Annotated in this window: 13 protein-coding genes and 1 pseudogene; 7 read left to right on the top strand and 7 right to left on the bottom strand. The window is 73.2% G+C overall.

From position 1 onward, the window contains the following. The first annotated feature begins 2 nt into the window (after window positions 1-2). The gene (locus Actkin_RS01405; protein WP_258907819.1) at window positions 3-938 is read left to right on the top strand and encodes an alpha/beta fold hydrolase; all 936 of its coding nucleotides are present in this window, start codon (window positions 3-5) and stop codon (window positions 936-938) included. On the opposite strand, the gene Actkin_RS01400 is transcribed toward Actkin_RS01405, so the two are convergent. Genes Actkin_RS01400 through nth form a run of 4 tightly spaced genes read right to left on the bottom strand, consistent with a single transcriptional unit; the run spans window position 935 to window position 4117 of the window. Next, the gene (locus tag Actkin_RS01400; RefSeq protein WP_258905557.1) at window positions 935-2122 is read right to left on the bottom strand and encodes a MarP family serine protease; all 1188 of its coding nucleotides are present in this window, start codon (window positions 2120-2122) and stop codon (window positions 935-937) included. The two genes, Actkin_RS01405 and Actkin_RS01400, sit on opposite strands and share 4 nt — an antisense overlap. Next, window positions 2119-2814 (bottom strand): NUDIX hydrolase, encoded by a 696-nt coding sequence (locus tag Actkin_RS01395; protein ID WP_189208794.1) that lies wholly within the window; start codon window positions 2812-2814, stop codon window positions 2119-2121. Before Actkin_RS01395 ends, Actkin_RS01400 begins: the two co-directional genes overlap by 4 nt. Beyond that, entirely contained in the window at window positions 2811-3392 is a 582-nt protein-coding gene (locus tag Actkin_RS01390) for a TlpA family protein disulfide reductase (RefSeq protein ID WP_309569101.1), read from the bottom strand. Before Actkin_RS01390 ends, Actkin_RS01395 begins: the two co-directional genes overlap by 4 nt. A gap of 8 nt (window positions 3393-3400) precedes the next feature. Beyond that, complete coding sequence (gene nth, locus Actkin_RS01385; RefSeq protein WP_189208795.1) at window positions 3401-4117, bottom strand: endonuclease III; 717 nt, start codon at window positions 4115-4117, stop codon at window positions 3401-3403. 188 nt (window positions 4118-4305) lie between these two features. On the opposite strand from nth, the gene Actkin_RS01380 reads away from it, so the two are divergent. The 4 genes from Actkin_RS01380 to dnaN all read left to right on the top strand — a co-directional run bounded on the left by Actkin_RS01380 (window position 4306) and on the right by dnaN (window position 8162). Then, window positions 4306-4554: a hypothetical protein gene (locus Actkin_RS01380; protein WP_189208796.1), complete on the top strand. Its 249-nt coding sequence runs from the start codon at window positions 4306-4308 to the stop codon at window positions 4552-4554. A gap of 154 nt (window positions 4555-4708) precedes the next feature. Further along, window positions 4709-5383 (top strand): Crp/Fnr family transcriptional regulator, encoded by a 675-nt coding sequence (locus Actkin_RS01375; RefSeq protein ID WP_189208797.1) that lies wholly within the window; start codon window positions 4709-4711, stop codon window positions 5381-5383. Window positions 5384-5752: 369 nt separating this feature from the next. Next, entirely contained in the window at window positions 5753-6985 is a 1233-nt protein-coding gene (locus Actkin_RS01370; RefSeq protein ID WP_258905553.1) for an MFS transporter, read from the top strand. A gap of 82 nt (window positions 6986-7067) precedes the next feature. Further along, window positions 7068-8162: a DNA polymerase III subunit beta gene (dnaN, locus tag Actkin_RS01365; protein WP_258905552.1), complete on the top strand. Its 1095-nt coding sequence runs from the start codon at window positions 7068-7070 to the stop codon at window positions 8160-8162. Between the two features lie 731 nt (window positions 8163-8893). Here the strand turns inward: dnaN and Actkin_RS01360 are convergent. Beyond that, window positions 8894-9685, bottom strand: a complete 792-nt coding sequence (locus tag Actkin_RS01360) for an MBL fold metallo-hydrolase (protein WP_258905551.1) — start codon at window positions 9683-9685, stop codon at window positions 8894-8896. Continuing rightward, window positions 9682-10476, bottom strand: a complete 795-nt coding sequence (locus Actkin_RS01355; RefSeq protein WP_258907817.1) for an NUDIX hydrolase — start codon at window positions 10474-10476, stop codon at window positions 9682-9684. The genes Actkin_RS01360 and Actkin_RS01355 overlap by 4 nt, the downstream gene beginning before the upstream one ends. Window positions 10477-11162: 686 nt before the next feature. On the opposite strand from Actkin_RS01355, the pseudogene Actkin_RS32525 reads away from it, so the two are divergent. Both Actkin_RS32525 and Actkin_RS32520 read left to right on the top strand, forming a co-directional pair. Continuing rightward, a pseudogene (locus tag Actkin_RS32525) lies at window positions 11163-11486 on the top strand (Gfo/Idh/MocA family protein); the annotation flags it as partial. Then, window positions 11487-12023 carry a Gfo/Idh/MocA family protein gene (locus Actkin_RS32520; RefSeq protein ID WP_309569147.1) on the top strand — a complete coding sequence of 179 codons (537 nt, stop codon included), beginning with the start codon at window positions 11487-11489 and terminating at the stop codon, window positions 12021-12023. Here the strand turns inward: Actkin_RS32520 and Actkin_RS01345 are convergent. Further along, window positions 12020-12988: a hypothetical protein gene (locus Actkin_RS01345; RefSeq protein WP_189208801.1), complete on the bottom strand. Its 969-nt coding sequence runs from the start codon at window positions 12986-12988 to the stop codon at window positions 12020-12022. The two genes, Actkin_RS32520 and Actkin_RS01345, sit on opposite strands and share 4 nt — an antisense overlap. Between the last annotated feature and the right edge of the window lie 53 nt (window positions 12989-13041).

Here is a 13041-nt window from a genome sequence, read left to right as displayed (position 1 = left end):
CGCTGAGGCGCGCCCCGGACCCCGCCGCGGTCCGCATCGACGGGCCGTGGACGCACCGCGACGTCTACGCCAACGGGATCCGGCTGCACACCGCGGAGGCGGGCGACGGCCCGCTGGTCGTCCTGCTGCACGGGTTCGCCGGGTTCTGGTGGACCTGGCGCCACCAGCTGACCGCGCTCGGCGACGCCGGCTTCCGCGCCGTCGCCGTCGACCTGCGCGGCTACGGCGACTCCGACAAGCCCCCGCGCGGCTACGACGCCTGGACCCTCTCCGGTGACGTCGCGGGCCTGATCAGGGCGCTCGGCGCGCCCCGGGCGCACCTCGTCGGACACGGCTGGGGCGGCCTGCTCGCCTGGTCGGCCGCCGCGCTGCACCCGCGCCTGGTGGACTCGGTGAGCACCGTGTCCGCCCCCCACCCGATCGCCCTGCGCGACGAGGCCAGGCGGACCGTGCTCCGGCGACGGCCGCGCAACCAGGCGCGCGCGCTGAGCCCGATGCTGCGCTCGCAGCTGCCCATCGCCCCCGAGCGCTGGCTGGTCCGCGAGGACACGCTTCCCCGGCTGTTCGGCCTGTGGTCGGGGCGGCGGTGGCGCGAGTCGCCGGACTTCGCCGACGCCGTCGCCCGGTACCAGGAGGCGATGCTGATCCCGGGCGTCGCGCACTGCGCGCTGGAGTACTACCGGTGGGCGGTGCGGTCCCAGTTCCGCAGCGAGGGCAGGCGCTACACCGAGGCGATGCAGCGCCGCATCCGCACGCCCGTCCTGCAGCTCTACGGCGCGGACGACCCCTGCGTGCTGCCGTACACGCGCATGGCGTCAGCGCCCTGGCTCAAGGGGCCTGCCGAGCACCTCGAACTGCCCGGGGTGGGCAACCTGCCCCCGGAGGAGGACCCGGCCGGGACCAGCGCGGCGATCACGGCGTTCCTCAAGTCGCACTAGCCCGCGCAGCGGCCCGTCGACACCGGCTCGGTCAGCCGGGACGCGGCGTCGACCTCGTCGCGCACCTCGGCCCCGGTCAGCGCGAAGCCGGTCTCCGAGTCGTCCACGGCCGCGCCGAAGATCACGCCGAGCACGTCGCCGTTGGTGTCGACCAGCGGGCCGCCGGAGTTCCCGCTGAGCACCTTCGCGCGCAGCGTGTAGACGTCGCGGTCGACCGGGTTCGGTGAGTCGTAGATGTCGGGGCCGCGCAGCGGGATGCGGTCGCGCACGCGCGCGGCCTCCGCGGTGTACGGGCCGTCGAGCGGGTAGCCGAGCACGATGCCGTCCTGGCCGCTCTCGACCTCGTAGTCGGCGAAGTCCAGCGGGTCGGCCGCCAGGCTCGGCACCCGCAGGACCGCCACATCGGTGCGCGGGTCGTAGAGCACGACCTCGGCGCGCAGGGTCCGGTCGCCGGACTCGACGCTGACCTCCTCAGCGCCCGCGACGACGTGCGCGTTGGTCATGACGCGCTGCGGGGCGATGACGAACCCGCTGCCCTCCAGCGCCCGCTCGCAGGCCGTGGCCCGGGCGTTGATCTTGAGCACGCTCGGCCGCACGCGCTGCACGACCGCGCTGGCCTGCAGCGCCGGGTCCGGCGGGGCGACCTCGCGGTTGGGCGTGCGGTTGAACGGGTCGACCGCGGCCGGGAAGCCGGAGACGTCCAGCAGCTCGCGCAGCTCGTCCGGCAGGCCCCGCGCCGCCTGCGGCATGACGTCATCGACGCCGCCGAGCACCACCGAGTTGTTGATCGCCGATGCCAGCCCAGGCAGCCCGCCGACCGTGGTCAGCGGCAGCGCGATCAGCCACGACACCAGGAACACGACCGCGCCCTGCACGACCGCGCCCAGCACGCTGTCCACCCCGGCCAGCTTCGGCGACGAGATGCGCTGGCGCAGCGTCCGCCCCGCCCACACGCCCAGGGTCTCGCCCAGGGCGACCAGCAGGACGAAGATCGCCACCGCGAACGCCACCCGGGTCGGGGTCGCCGAGATGCCCGCGACCACGAGCGGCGCGACCTTGATCCCGACGATGGCACCCACCAGGACGCCGAGGAACGCGGGCAGCGCGGTGACCACGCCCTGCCGGGCGCCGGACACCGCGGCGAGCACGGCCAGCGCGACCACCAGAACGTCGACCCAGTTCACGCGCTGACCTCCGGACCCCGTGAGCGGACGGAGCGCCACGCTACGTCAAGATCGCGCACATCGCGCGCGTCCCACTCCCGGTGCCAGCCGCCTGCGGCCAGGACCATGGTCAGCAGACCGGCGGTGAAGCCCCAGACCAGCATGTCCGGGGCGGCGAACGCCGGGCCGACGTACCCGGAGGGGTGCCTGACCCGGAACCGGTTCGCCGGGTCGGCCAGGTGCGCGATCGGGACCCGGGCCACGGCCTGGGTCTCCCGCTCCGACACCGCCCACACCCGGCTGGGCTTCTCCCAGTGCGCGACAACCGGGGTGACGTCGAAGGCCGAGACCGGGATGTGCAGGGCGGGCAGCAGCGCCACCGGCCGCACCCCGGCCGGGTCGACGCCGGTCTCCTCGACGGCCTCGCGCAGCGCGGTCGCCACCGGCCCGTCGTCCTCGGGCTCGGCCTTGCCGCCGGGGAAGCTGACCTGGTTGGCGTGGGCGTCGCCGGACGCGGCCCGCAGTTGCAGCAGCACGTCGGGCCCGTGGTGCTCGTCCTCGCCGAGCAGGATCAGCACGGCCGCCTCGCGCGCGCCCTCGCCGATCGCGGCGAAGCGGGTGAACAGGCCGACGTCGATGTCCCCGGTCGAGGCGACCAGCGTCCGCAGCCAGCCGGGCACGGTGTCGGGGTCGACCAGCGGGCCGTGGCTCATCCCAGTCCCCCGTCGACCGCCGCTCGGATCTCCTCGACGGACTCGAACACCCTGGGGTCGCTGATCAGCGTGATCGTGCCGTCGGCCCGCACCAGGTAGGACGCGGGCAGGCCGACGGGCAGCCGCAGCGCCCGGGCGACCGCGCCGTCGCCGTCGTGCAGGGTCGGCAGCTTCACCCCGACGCCGCCGAGGAAGACCAGCGCGTCGCCCTGCGGGCTCTGCACGGCGAGCGTCACCACGTCGACGGCGTCCGCGCCCGCGGCGTACTCGGCCAGCAGTGGCAGCTCGGCGCGGCAGGGCTCGCACCAGGTCGCCCAGACGTTGAGCAGCAGGTCGCGCCCGCCCAGCGCGGCGGCGGCGTCCACCGGCTCACCGGTGCCCAGGCAGGTCGTGGTGACACCGCGCAGCCCTTCCGGCCCCGGCGTCCCGGTCGCGCAGTCTGCCAGCGCGGCCGCCGCTCGCGCGTCCGCGACGTCCGGGCCGGGCGGCGCGGTGCGGGTGACGGGCCCGTCGTCCCTGGGCCACAGCGCAATGGCCGCGGCGACCACGAGGACCACCGCGACCACGACCCACCGCACGCGGGGGATCACCCGGTCGACCGGCCCGGCCGGTAGCCCTGGCGCACCCGCTCGGCGAGCTCCAGCAGGTGCTCGGCCTCCTCGCCCTTCACAAGCTTGGCGGCCGCCTCGTACTCGGTGGGGCCGGTGCCGTAGGAGGGGCAGTCCTTGGCCAGGAAGCAGGCCCCGCACGCGGGCTTCTTGGCGTGGCAGACCCGCCTGCCGTGGAAGATCACGTAGTGCGACAGCATCGTCCAGTCCTTGCGCGGGACGAGTGCGCCGATCGCGTGCTCGACCTTGACCGGGTCCTCCAGGTCGGTCCACTGGAAGCGGCGGACGAGCCTGCCGAAGTGTGTGTCGACGGTGATCCCGGGTACCCCGAAGGCGTTGCCGAGGATGACGTTGGCGGTCTTGCGACCGATTCCCGGCAGCGTGACCAGGTCGTCGAGGTTGGCGGGCAGCTCGCCGTCGAAGCGCTCGACCAGCTCGGCGCCCAAGCCCATCAGCGACGCGGCCTTGTTGCGGTAGAAGCCGGTGGAGCGGATCAGCTCCTCCAGCTCGGCGCGGTCAGCGGCGGCGTAGTCGGCGGCGGTCTTGTACTTGGCGAACAGGGCGGGGGTGGTCAGGTTGACCCGGACGTCGGTCGACTGCGCGGACAGGATCGTGGCGACGGCCAGCTCCAGCGGGGTGGTGAAGTCCAGCTCGCAGTGGGCGTCGGGGTAGCCCTCCGCTAACGCCCTGGTCATCCGGCGAACACGCCGGGTGAGCGCGAGACTGGGTTCGGCATCCAGGGGCGGGCGTCGGGTGGTCGCGGGCACGTCGCTAGCCTACGGCCCGACGAACAACCCGAGATGTGCCCCGGACGTCCTAGCAAAGCGAGTCCATCGGAAAGTCGGACCGGGCGGGTCCGGCTGGGAGCGAGGATCTACGACACATGGCTGTCTGGTTCGTGTTCGCGGTGCCGCTGGTGATCATGTTCTTCGCGCTCTTCATGGAGCGGGTGGAGACCCGCATCCGGCACGCGGCGGTGCAGGAGACCGACGTCGAGGAGTTCCTCGAGCAGGCCAGGCCGGACGAGGTGCGGGCGCTCTACGGCCACGGCATCGGCCGTGCGCTGGAGCTTTTCCGGCTGCGCAGGCTGGGCGGACGCGCCGCCAAGCTGCGTGGTCGCAAGGGGGCCTGACTAGGCGTTATTGTTCTCCGGCTGGGCTTGGTTGAAGGATCCATAACGGACCTTGACGGCGCGCCGTGATGGCGTTAACGGGTCAGGCCCTACACTGAATGCGGTGATCGGCCGCACAGCGTCTGTGTGCGCCGGGTGGAAACGGAGGACCGAGGTGGATGAGACCCTTGCCCGCGCGGGCATTTTCCAAGGGGTCGAGCCGGCCGCGGCGGAGGCGCTCGCGCAGACGCTCGAGTCGGTGGAGTTCCCGCGGGGGCACGTGATCTTCGCCGAGGGTGAGCCGGGTGACCGGCTCTACATCATCCAGTCGGGCAAGGTGAAGCTCGGCCGCAAGTCGCCGGACGGCCGGGAGAACCTGCTGGGGATCTTCGGACCGTCGGACATGTTCGGCGAGCTCTCGATCTTCGACCCCGGGCCGCGCACGTCCACCGCCACCACGGTCACCGAGGTCCGCGCGGTCACCATGGACCGGCCCGCGCTGCGGCAGTGGATCAACAACCGGCCGGAGATCGCCGAGCAGCTGCTGCGGGTCATCGCGCGCAGGCTGCGCCGGACCAACGGCATGCTGGCCGACCTGATCTTCACCGACGTCCCCGGCCGGGTGGCCAAGGCGCTGCTGCAGCTCGCGCAGCGCTTCGGCAGCCAGGAGGCCGGGCTGCTGCGGGTGACCCACGACCTCACCCAGGAGGAGATCGCCCAGTACGTCGGCGCCTCCCGGGAGACCGTCAACAAGGCCCTCGCCGACTTCGCCCACCGCGGCTGGCTGCGCCTCGAAGGCAAGAGCGTGCTGATCCTGGACCCGGAGCGGCTGGCCCGCCGGGCCCGCTAGCCGGACGCAGAGCAAACGAAAGGCCGGGCGCCGCCCCCGACGCGGCGCACCGGCCTTTCGCCTGCGTGAACCATCCCCCGACGATCCACGCTCCCCGCCCTCCGGCCGCAGGCCCCGACCCGTTCGCCGGAGGGAGTCTCTTCAGTTGCGTTGGGCCACTCGCGGGTGACAGGGAAACCATCGCACGGCACCCCACCTGCTTAACAAGCCCATTCACCCTCAAGGACTCGCTTCCCCAGGGTTCGTTGCGCGGGTTCACCGCGATTGCCGCATTCCGTTATCCGATCGAGACATACCACCGCGGCCGGTGGTTGAAACCACCCCGGTAATTACTGGTACGGACGTACCAGTCCCGGCATACTGGTACGCATGTCCCACTCCGCCGGTCTGGCCGACTACCGCGCTGCGCTCACCACCCCGGGCGCGCGCGGTCCGGTGCTGGCCTCCCTCGTGGGCAGGCTGCCGATCGCCATGGTGGGCCTGTCCCTGCTGCTGTACGTCCAGGACTCGACCGGGTCGTTCGCCACCGCGGGCATGGTCTCGGCGGGCACGCTCGTCGGCGTCGCCATCGGGTCCGTCGCCCAGGGCAGGCTGATGGACCGCGTCGGGCCGTCGCGCCCGCTGCTCGGCACGGTCGGGCTGTTCGCCCTGTTCGTGACGCTGGGCATCACCGCCGTCGAGCAGGCGGCGGCGACCTGGCTGCTGGTGGTGCTGGGCTTCGCCATCGGGTCGACCGAGCCGATGATCGGCTCCGCGTCGCGGGCGATGTGGACCCGGCTGGTCCCGCCCGGCCCGGTGCGCACGGCGGCGTACTCCTACGAGGCGATCAGCATGGAGGTCTTCTTCATCGTCGGCCCTGCGCTGTCCGGCGTGCTGGTGGCCGCGCCGTGGGCGGGCACCGGCGTGGTCCTCGGGGCGGCGTTCATGATCCTGGGCGGGGTGGCCTTCGCGCTCATGCCGACGATCCGGTCGTACCGTCCCCCGGTGCGGGCGGGCGGCGGCAGCCTGCTCGGCCCGCTGGCGTCACCGGGGATGAAGACCGTGGCGCTCGCCGCGGCCGGGTTCGGCGTCACCATCGGGTTCGTCGAGGTCGCGGTGCCCGCGGCGGCGACGCAGGCGGGCAGCCCGCCCATGGGCGGGGTGCTGCTGGGCGTCTGGTCGGTGAGCTCGGTGCTGTTCGGCGTGTACTACGGGACGCGGCCATGGCCCCGCCCGCTGCACCTGCGGATGCCGGTGCTGCTGGCCGGGTTCGCCCTGCTCCTGACGCTGCTGGCCATCCCGACGTCGCTGGTCTGGCTGGCGATCGCGCTGCTGGCCGCGGGCACGCTGGTCACGCCGCAGGCGACCGCGCACTCGGCGGCGCTGGAGCAGGTGGCCCCGCCGGGGACCATCACCGAGGCGTTCGGCTGGGTCATCACGGCGGTCACGCTGGGCCTGGCCCTCGGCCAGTCGGTCAGCGGCCAGCTGGTGGAGCACGTCGGCGTGTGGTCGGCGTACCTGGCGGCGGCGGGCGCGGGCCTGCTGATCGCGTTCGCGGTGTACCTGCGTCGGCACACGGTCCTCGCCGGTGTTCCCACCCAGCCGGTGCCCGCCCTCGTCTAGGGCTTGTCCACAGAATGTGGATAACTCCCAGACCTGTGGATAACTTTCTCGGGCTGTCGGCGGCCGGGGCTAATTTCGTGGCATGGACCTCAGCGCATCCACAGCCACCCTGGCCGCCGCCGCGGCCGACATCGTCCGCCTCGTCCCGGCCCGCTACACCGACCCGCTCCTCAGCGGCCTCCTGCTGACAGCGGGCCGGGACGGCGTCGTCCTGGCCGCCAGCGACCGGGAACGCACCGCCCGGGTGTCCTGCGACGCCCTCGTGCACACCGACGGCACGGTGCTCGTGCCAGCGAAACCCCTGGCCGAGACGCTGCGCGCGCTGGACGTCGACCGCGTCCGCCTGGTCGTCGAGGGCAGCCGCCTGGCCATCCGAGCCGACGGCGCCCGCTTCGCCCTCCCCCTCCTCGACGCCGCCCTCCACCCCGGCGTCCCCACCCCACCCCCACCCGGTGGCACGGTGTCGGGAGCGAAGCTGTCCACAGCACTGTCCACAGTGTCAGCGACGGCCTCCCGCGACGACACCCTCCCGGTATTCGCGGGCGTCCGCCTCCGCGCCGAGGACGGCGCCCTCGTCCTCCGCGCCACCGACCGCTACCGCATGGCCATCGCCACCGTCCCCGCGACCGACCTGTCCCCCGACATCGACGTCCTGGTCCCCGCGGGCCTGCTGTCCGAAGTAGCCAAACAAGCCAGCGGCGAGGTCTCCCTGGCCACCGACCCCAACCGCTTCACCCTCTCCTGGGGCAACACCACAGTCACCACAGCAGTACTGGACGGCGTCTTCCTGTCGGAGTCGAGCCTCGTCCTGAACACAGTGGACACCTGGGTCGAAACCGACGCCGACGCCCTCCTAGCCGCAGCCCGCCGAGTCGCCCTCTACACGGATGCCCGAGGCGTACTCCAGATCGAGGTAGGCGACCACGAACTCCGCCTCCGAGGCACCGACCCGCAGGCAGGCGAGGCCGAGGAGTCGGTAAAGGCCACAGTGGAGGGAGGCCGAACCAGCCCCGCCGTCCAGTCCCGCTACCTGATCGACGCCCTACGCCCCTACACCGGCACCCGCATCCGCCTCTCCATCCAACCCGGCATGCGCGCCACAGTGATCACGTCGGTGGACGAGCAGGAGGTCCCCATCAAGTACCTCATGATGCCGCTCCTTCCACCACGCCAATAAACCCGCGCCGATCCCACCCACCAGCACCAGCCCCTCACGCCCCTCACCTACCGGGCGGTCACGGTGGCGTGGTCGGCCCGCGCCCACACCACCCCCTCACGCCCCCACCTACCGGCCTGGCGAACTTCCCAGCCCACCCCGCAACCCACCGAACTCCGGGCCATCGCCAGCCACCGTCCCTCCCCTCCCACCGATCGACCTCACCCCCGCTGCCTGCCCCAGCCCGCTACCGGTCCCACACCTACCCCAGGCCCCGCTCTCGTCCCACACCTCCGCCAGCTGCCCACATACACCACCGCCGGTCCACAACCCACCTGTCCGAACCCATCACCTGCCCACCAACGCCCCACCTATCCACACTCCGCAGCCAGCCGCGCCCACCCAACCCACCCACGCGTTCACGGCCGCCACCCACCCACCGCCACCTACATCAAGCCCACCGGCTAACCATCACCCCACCGAATTCGGCCCGCCAGCCCGCCAGCCCGCCAGCCCGCCAGCCCGCCAGCCCGCCAGCCCGCCAGCGAAGGGAGCCAATCAGGAGCCCTGCCCCACAACTTCATATCTGGCCGAATCGAGTTCCGAGCTTCTCGGCATCTCGGCTCACCACCCGAAAGCGGCAAGCAGCCCGCCGTTCCCTCAGCCAGCCACCGGCCGAGAAGCGCACTGGTCTGCGCCCGAGGACTCGGCACGTCCAGGCATCGCGACACCACTGGGCCAGGGAGTGATCGTCAGGCTGACTCGCGCAGGTACGCGAGTTGGGCGTGGACCGACCACTCGGCTGCCTCCCACAGGGACTGGTCGACGTCGGCGTAGACGACCTCGACCACTTGGCGGGCGGTGGCGTCCGGGCCTAGGTGGGTGAGGGCGGCGCGGATCTGGTCCAGGCGTTGTTCGCGGTGGGCCAGGTACATCGCGGCGGTCGTCGGGAGGTCGGGGAGGTCGGGGCCGTGGCCCGGGAGGACGACCGTCCCGGGCGGGCTGCCCGCGAGCAGGCGCAGGGAGTCCAGGTACTGGCCCAGGTGTCCGTCGGGTGGGGCGATGACCGTCGTGCCCCTGCCGAGCACCGTGTCGCCGGTCAGGACGGCTGTCTGGTTCTCGTGCGCGATCGCCAGGCAGATCGAGTCGGCGGTGTGGCCGGGGGTGTGCCGGACCTCCAGGTCCAGGCCTGCCAGCGTCAGGACCTCGCCGTCCCGGAGCGGGCCTTCGTCCGCGCACAGGGCGGGGTCGAAGGCGCGGATCGGGGCGTTGGCGGCTCGGGCCAGCCAGGGGGCGCCTTGGACGTGGTCGTCGTGGTGGTGGGTGATGAGGATCGCCGCCACCTGACCGGCGGCCTCCAGGACGCGGCGCAGGTGGGGTTCGTCCTCGTGGCCGGGGTCGACGACCACGCACTCTGCGGCCCCGGGGGCACGCAGGAGCCACGTGTTGGTGCCGTCGAGGGTCATCGTGCCGGGGTTGTCCTCGAGCAGCACCGAGGCGAACGCGGTCACGGGGCGGACCACGCCGTAGGCGGGATGGGTCATGCCGGGTCCTCGGGCAGGACGACGCGGGTCACGCCGCCGTCGCGGACGATCTTGGGGATGATCTTGCCCAGGGTGCGGTCCGCGGACATGGCGCTGGCGACCGTCGGGTGCTCGGCCAGGTCGGACAGGGTGACCCAGGTGGGCGGCATCAGGGCGCACTCGCCGTTGCCCCAGTCGGCAAGGGTGTCGGCGGGGCGCTGCCAGTGGGCGTGGTCGGCCTCGGTGGTCTCCCCGTCGGCGCGCTGGCCCTCGGGGAGGGCGGCGAGGAAGAAGCGGGTGTCGTAGCGGCGCGGCTCCTCGGCCGGGGTGACCCAGTTCGCCCACGGCCGCAGCAGGTCGGCCCGCAGCACGAGTCCCGCGTCGGCGAGGAACCCCGCGAACGACACCTCGCGGGCGACCAACGCCCCCCGCGCCTCGTGGTACGGCCTGGCATCGGCCACCACACTGCCCGCGTCCGTCCCGGCGAGGAGAACACCAGACTCCTCGAACGTCTCCCGCACGGCCGCGCACACCAACGCACGCGCGAGCGCAGGCGAGCAACCGAACCGGTGCGCCCACCAGTCCGGGTCGGGCCCGTGCCACGCCACCGACGCGTCGACGTCCCGCTGGTCGACACCGCCGCCGGGGAACACCGTCATGCCCCCGGCGAAGGCCATACCGACCACCCGACGCTGCAGGAAGACCTCCAGCCCCTCGGCGGTGTCGCGCACCAACATCACGGTCGCCGCATCCCGAGGCACAGCAGGCGTCTCGGGCGGCGTCGGCGGCACGAAACCCTCGGGCAGCACCATCTCCGCAGGTAGCTCACGCACACCCCGACCCTATACGCGCCCGCCCACCACGAGGACCAGCAGGCGCAAGCCACCGACACCCACGCTGGCGCCAGCCCCTTGGCTGACGGCGAGGCAAGGGATGGTGCCCCGGCGAGGGCGGTGAGGCGACAGTGGCCGTGCGGGCGGCGACCCAAACGACGGTGGTGGCCCGGCGTGGGCGGCTGGCGACAGCGGCGGCAGAGCGGGCCAGCGGCGGGCGGCGGTTCCGAGCGACGATGGTGGGGGTGTGGTGGCGCCGGGCAGCGACGGTGCCGGGCGGAGCGGCGATTCCGGGCGGTGGCGGCGGGTGACGGCGACAGGTGGGTGCCAGTGGCGGGCTGCGGCAGGCGCGGAGGTGGTGGCGGTGCCGGGCGCGGCAGACGGCTGGAAGCGGTGGCCGTGGGCGGGCCGGGATCACTCGGCGCAGGTGGTTGCGAGGGTGAGGGCGCGGCGATGCGGCGGACCGGCGAAGGTGCCCGACGAGGGGTACGGGTGGTCCGGCGAAGGTGGTTCGACGAGGGGTACGGGTGATCCGGCGAAGGTGGTCCGACGAGGGGGTACGGGTGGTCCGGCGAGGACGTCGTCGTGCGGGCGGTGGCGGCGAGGGTGTGGGGGCGGAGGGTGGCGGCGGGGCGTTGGGGTTGGTGGGGTTATTTAATGGCCGCATGGTGCGGGTTGGGTTGGTTGGGGCGGGGCCGTGGGCGCGGCGGGTTCATGGGCCGGGGTTGGTTGCGCACCCCCGTGTTGAGTTCGTGGGGGTGTGGGCTCGGCGGCCGGAGGGGGCTGTGGGGTTGGGGAGGGTGTTCGGGGACTTCGGCGAGTTGCTGTCCGAAGTGGATGCTGTGGCGTTCGCGGTGCCGCCGGGGGTGCAGGGTGGGCTTGCTGAGCGGGCGGTGCGGCGGGGGAAGCATGTGTTCTTGGAGAAGCCGGTCGCCAGCGATGTTCCAGGGGCTGAGCGGTTGGCGGGGGTGGTGGGGGATTCGGGGGTTGTGTCGCTCGTGAATCTGGTGCGGCGGTTCGCCCCGGAGACCATCGAGTGGCTTGGTGATGTGCACCGGCTCGGCGGGTGGGCCGGTGGGAATGCGCGGTGGCTGTCCGGCGCGTTGTTGGGTGGGGACTACTCCGGCTCCGCCTGGCGGCAGGAGGGTGGGGCGTTGGCGGACGTCGGGCCGCACGTGTTCGACCTGCTTGACGCCGCGCTCGGGACGGTCGTGGAGGTTCGGGGGGCGCACTTCGTCGAGCCTGATCTGTGGAACGTCGTGCTCGGTCACGACACTGGGGCGACCAGCACGGCCACGTTGTCGATGCGGTTGCCCATGCGGCCCACCATCACCGAGGTGTCGGTGTACGGCGAGCACGGGTACCGCGAGGTGGTCGGACGGGCCACCGACCCGTCCGACTCCTTCGCGATCGCGATGGACCGGTTCATCGAGCTCATCGAGCGGAACCAGCCCGGGCACGACCTCGACGTGCGCCGGGGACTGCACCTTGCCCGGATCGTCGACGCGGTGCGGAAGGCCAGCTAGGAGCGCTGGTCCGGCGGCTGCAGCGGCACGCCGTTGACCATCGTGTTGGCCTCGTGCCAGTCGAACGGGTGGTTGCCGCCGGACAGGTCGCCCTGCCAGCCCGGCTGGGGCGCGGCGCCGTCGGCCTGCTCGCGGCGGGCGAGTTCCTCCTGCAGTTGGCGCAGCAGGTCCAGCTCGTTGTCGTTGAGCGAGTCCGACGGGCCGGTCTGCGGCGCCTCCTCCATCCAGGACGGGCCCGAGACGGGCTCCGGGTCGGGCTGGGGCGGCGCGGCCGGGGCGGCGGCGGGCTGCGCGGGCGCGGGCGAGCCGGTCGCGGGCGGCAGGGACGCGCGCTCGGCCATCACCTCGGTCGCGTACCGGACGGCGGCGTGGTGGTAGTCGCTGTGGTCGGCGCCCTCGCGGAGCACCTCGACCGACGCGGTCAGGCCCGCGCGGCGCAGCGCGTGCTGCACGCGGTACGCGGTGGCGGGCGCGAACCCGCCGGGACCGACGCCGATCAGCACGACCCGGTGCGGCACCGGGCCGGACACCGCGCCCGCGGGCGTGGTGCGCCAGACGGCCCACACCGCGCGGATGTCGGGCAGGACGTCGAGCACGCGCGCCGCGGCCTCGGCGACGCCGTCCTCGGGGGACACGCCGTCGACCCGGCCCGCGACGAAGCGGTGCCGCAGGGCGGCCGCGGTCTCCGAGACCGGGACGCGCGCGGCCACGGTGGGGTCGCAGTGGGCGGCGACCATCAGGTCGTGCAGTTCGGCCTGCTCGTCCTGGGTGAGCGCGATCGGGCCCGCCACCAGGCAGCCGACGACGAACTCCAGCGCGCGGTCGACCTCGGTGGCCGCGACCAGCTCGCGGGCCTCGGCCAGCGCGTCGTCGTCGAGTCTGCCCGCGAGCACGAGCAGCAGGTCGTGCACCCGGATCGGCAGCGCGGTCTGGGCCGACCCCTTCCCCGCGGTGACCTGTGTCACGGTCGTCCTCCCCTTGCGTCGGGACCAGTTCGGCGGCTGGTCGTGACTTGGCG

The organism is Actinokineospora sp. UTMC 2448, from assembly GCF_024760565.1.
Classification (GTDB): domain Bacteria; phylum Actinomycetota; class Actinomycetes; order Mycobacteriales; family Pseudonocardiaceae; genus Actinokineospora; species Actinokineospora fastidiosa.
This window is presented reverse-complemented; position numbering and strand designations above follow the sequence as displayed.

Excerpts from the sequence above, each read along its gene's own strand:
- Actkin_RS01355 (WP_258907817.1), bottom strand. The coding sequence starts at position 10,476 with ATGGTGCTGCCCGAGGGTTTCGTGCCGCCGACGCCGCCCGAGACGCCT.
- Actkin_RS01360 (WP_258905551.1), bottom strand. The coding sequence starts at position 9,685 with ATGACCCATCCCGCCTACGGCGTGGTCCGCCCCGTGACCGCGTTCGCC.
- Actkin_RS01370 (WP_258905553.1), top strand. The coding sequence starts at position 5,753 with ATGTCCCACTCCGCCGGTCTGGCCGACTACCGCGCTGCGCTCACCACC.
- dnaN (WP_258905552.1), top strand. The coding sequence starts at position 7,068 with ATGGACCTCAGCGCATCCACAGCCACCCTGGCCGCCGCCGCGGCCGAC.
- Actkin_RS01395 (WP_189208794.1), bottom strand. The coding sequence starts at position 2,814 with ATGAGCCACGGCCCGCTGGTCGACCCCGACACCGTGCCCGGCTGGCTG.
- nth (WP_189208795.1), bottom strand. The coding sequence starts at position 4,117 with ATGACCAGGGCGTTAGCGGAGGGCTACCCCGACGCCCACTGCGAGCTG.
- Actkin_RS01380 (WP_189208796.1), top strand. The coding sequence starts at position 4,306 with ATGGCTGTCTGGTTCGTGTTCGCGGTGCCGCTGGTGATCATGTTCTTC.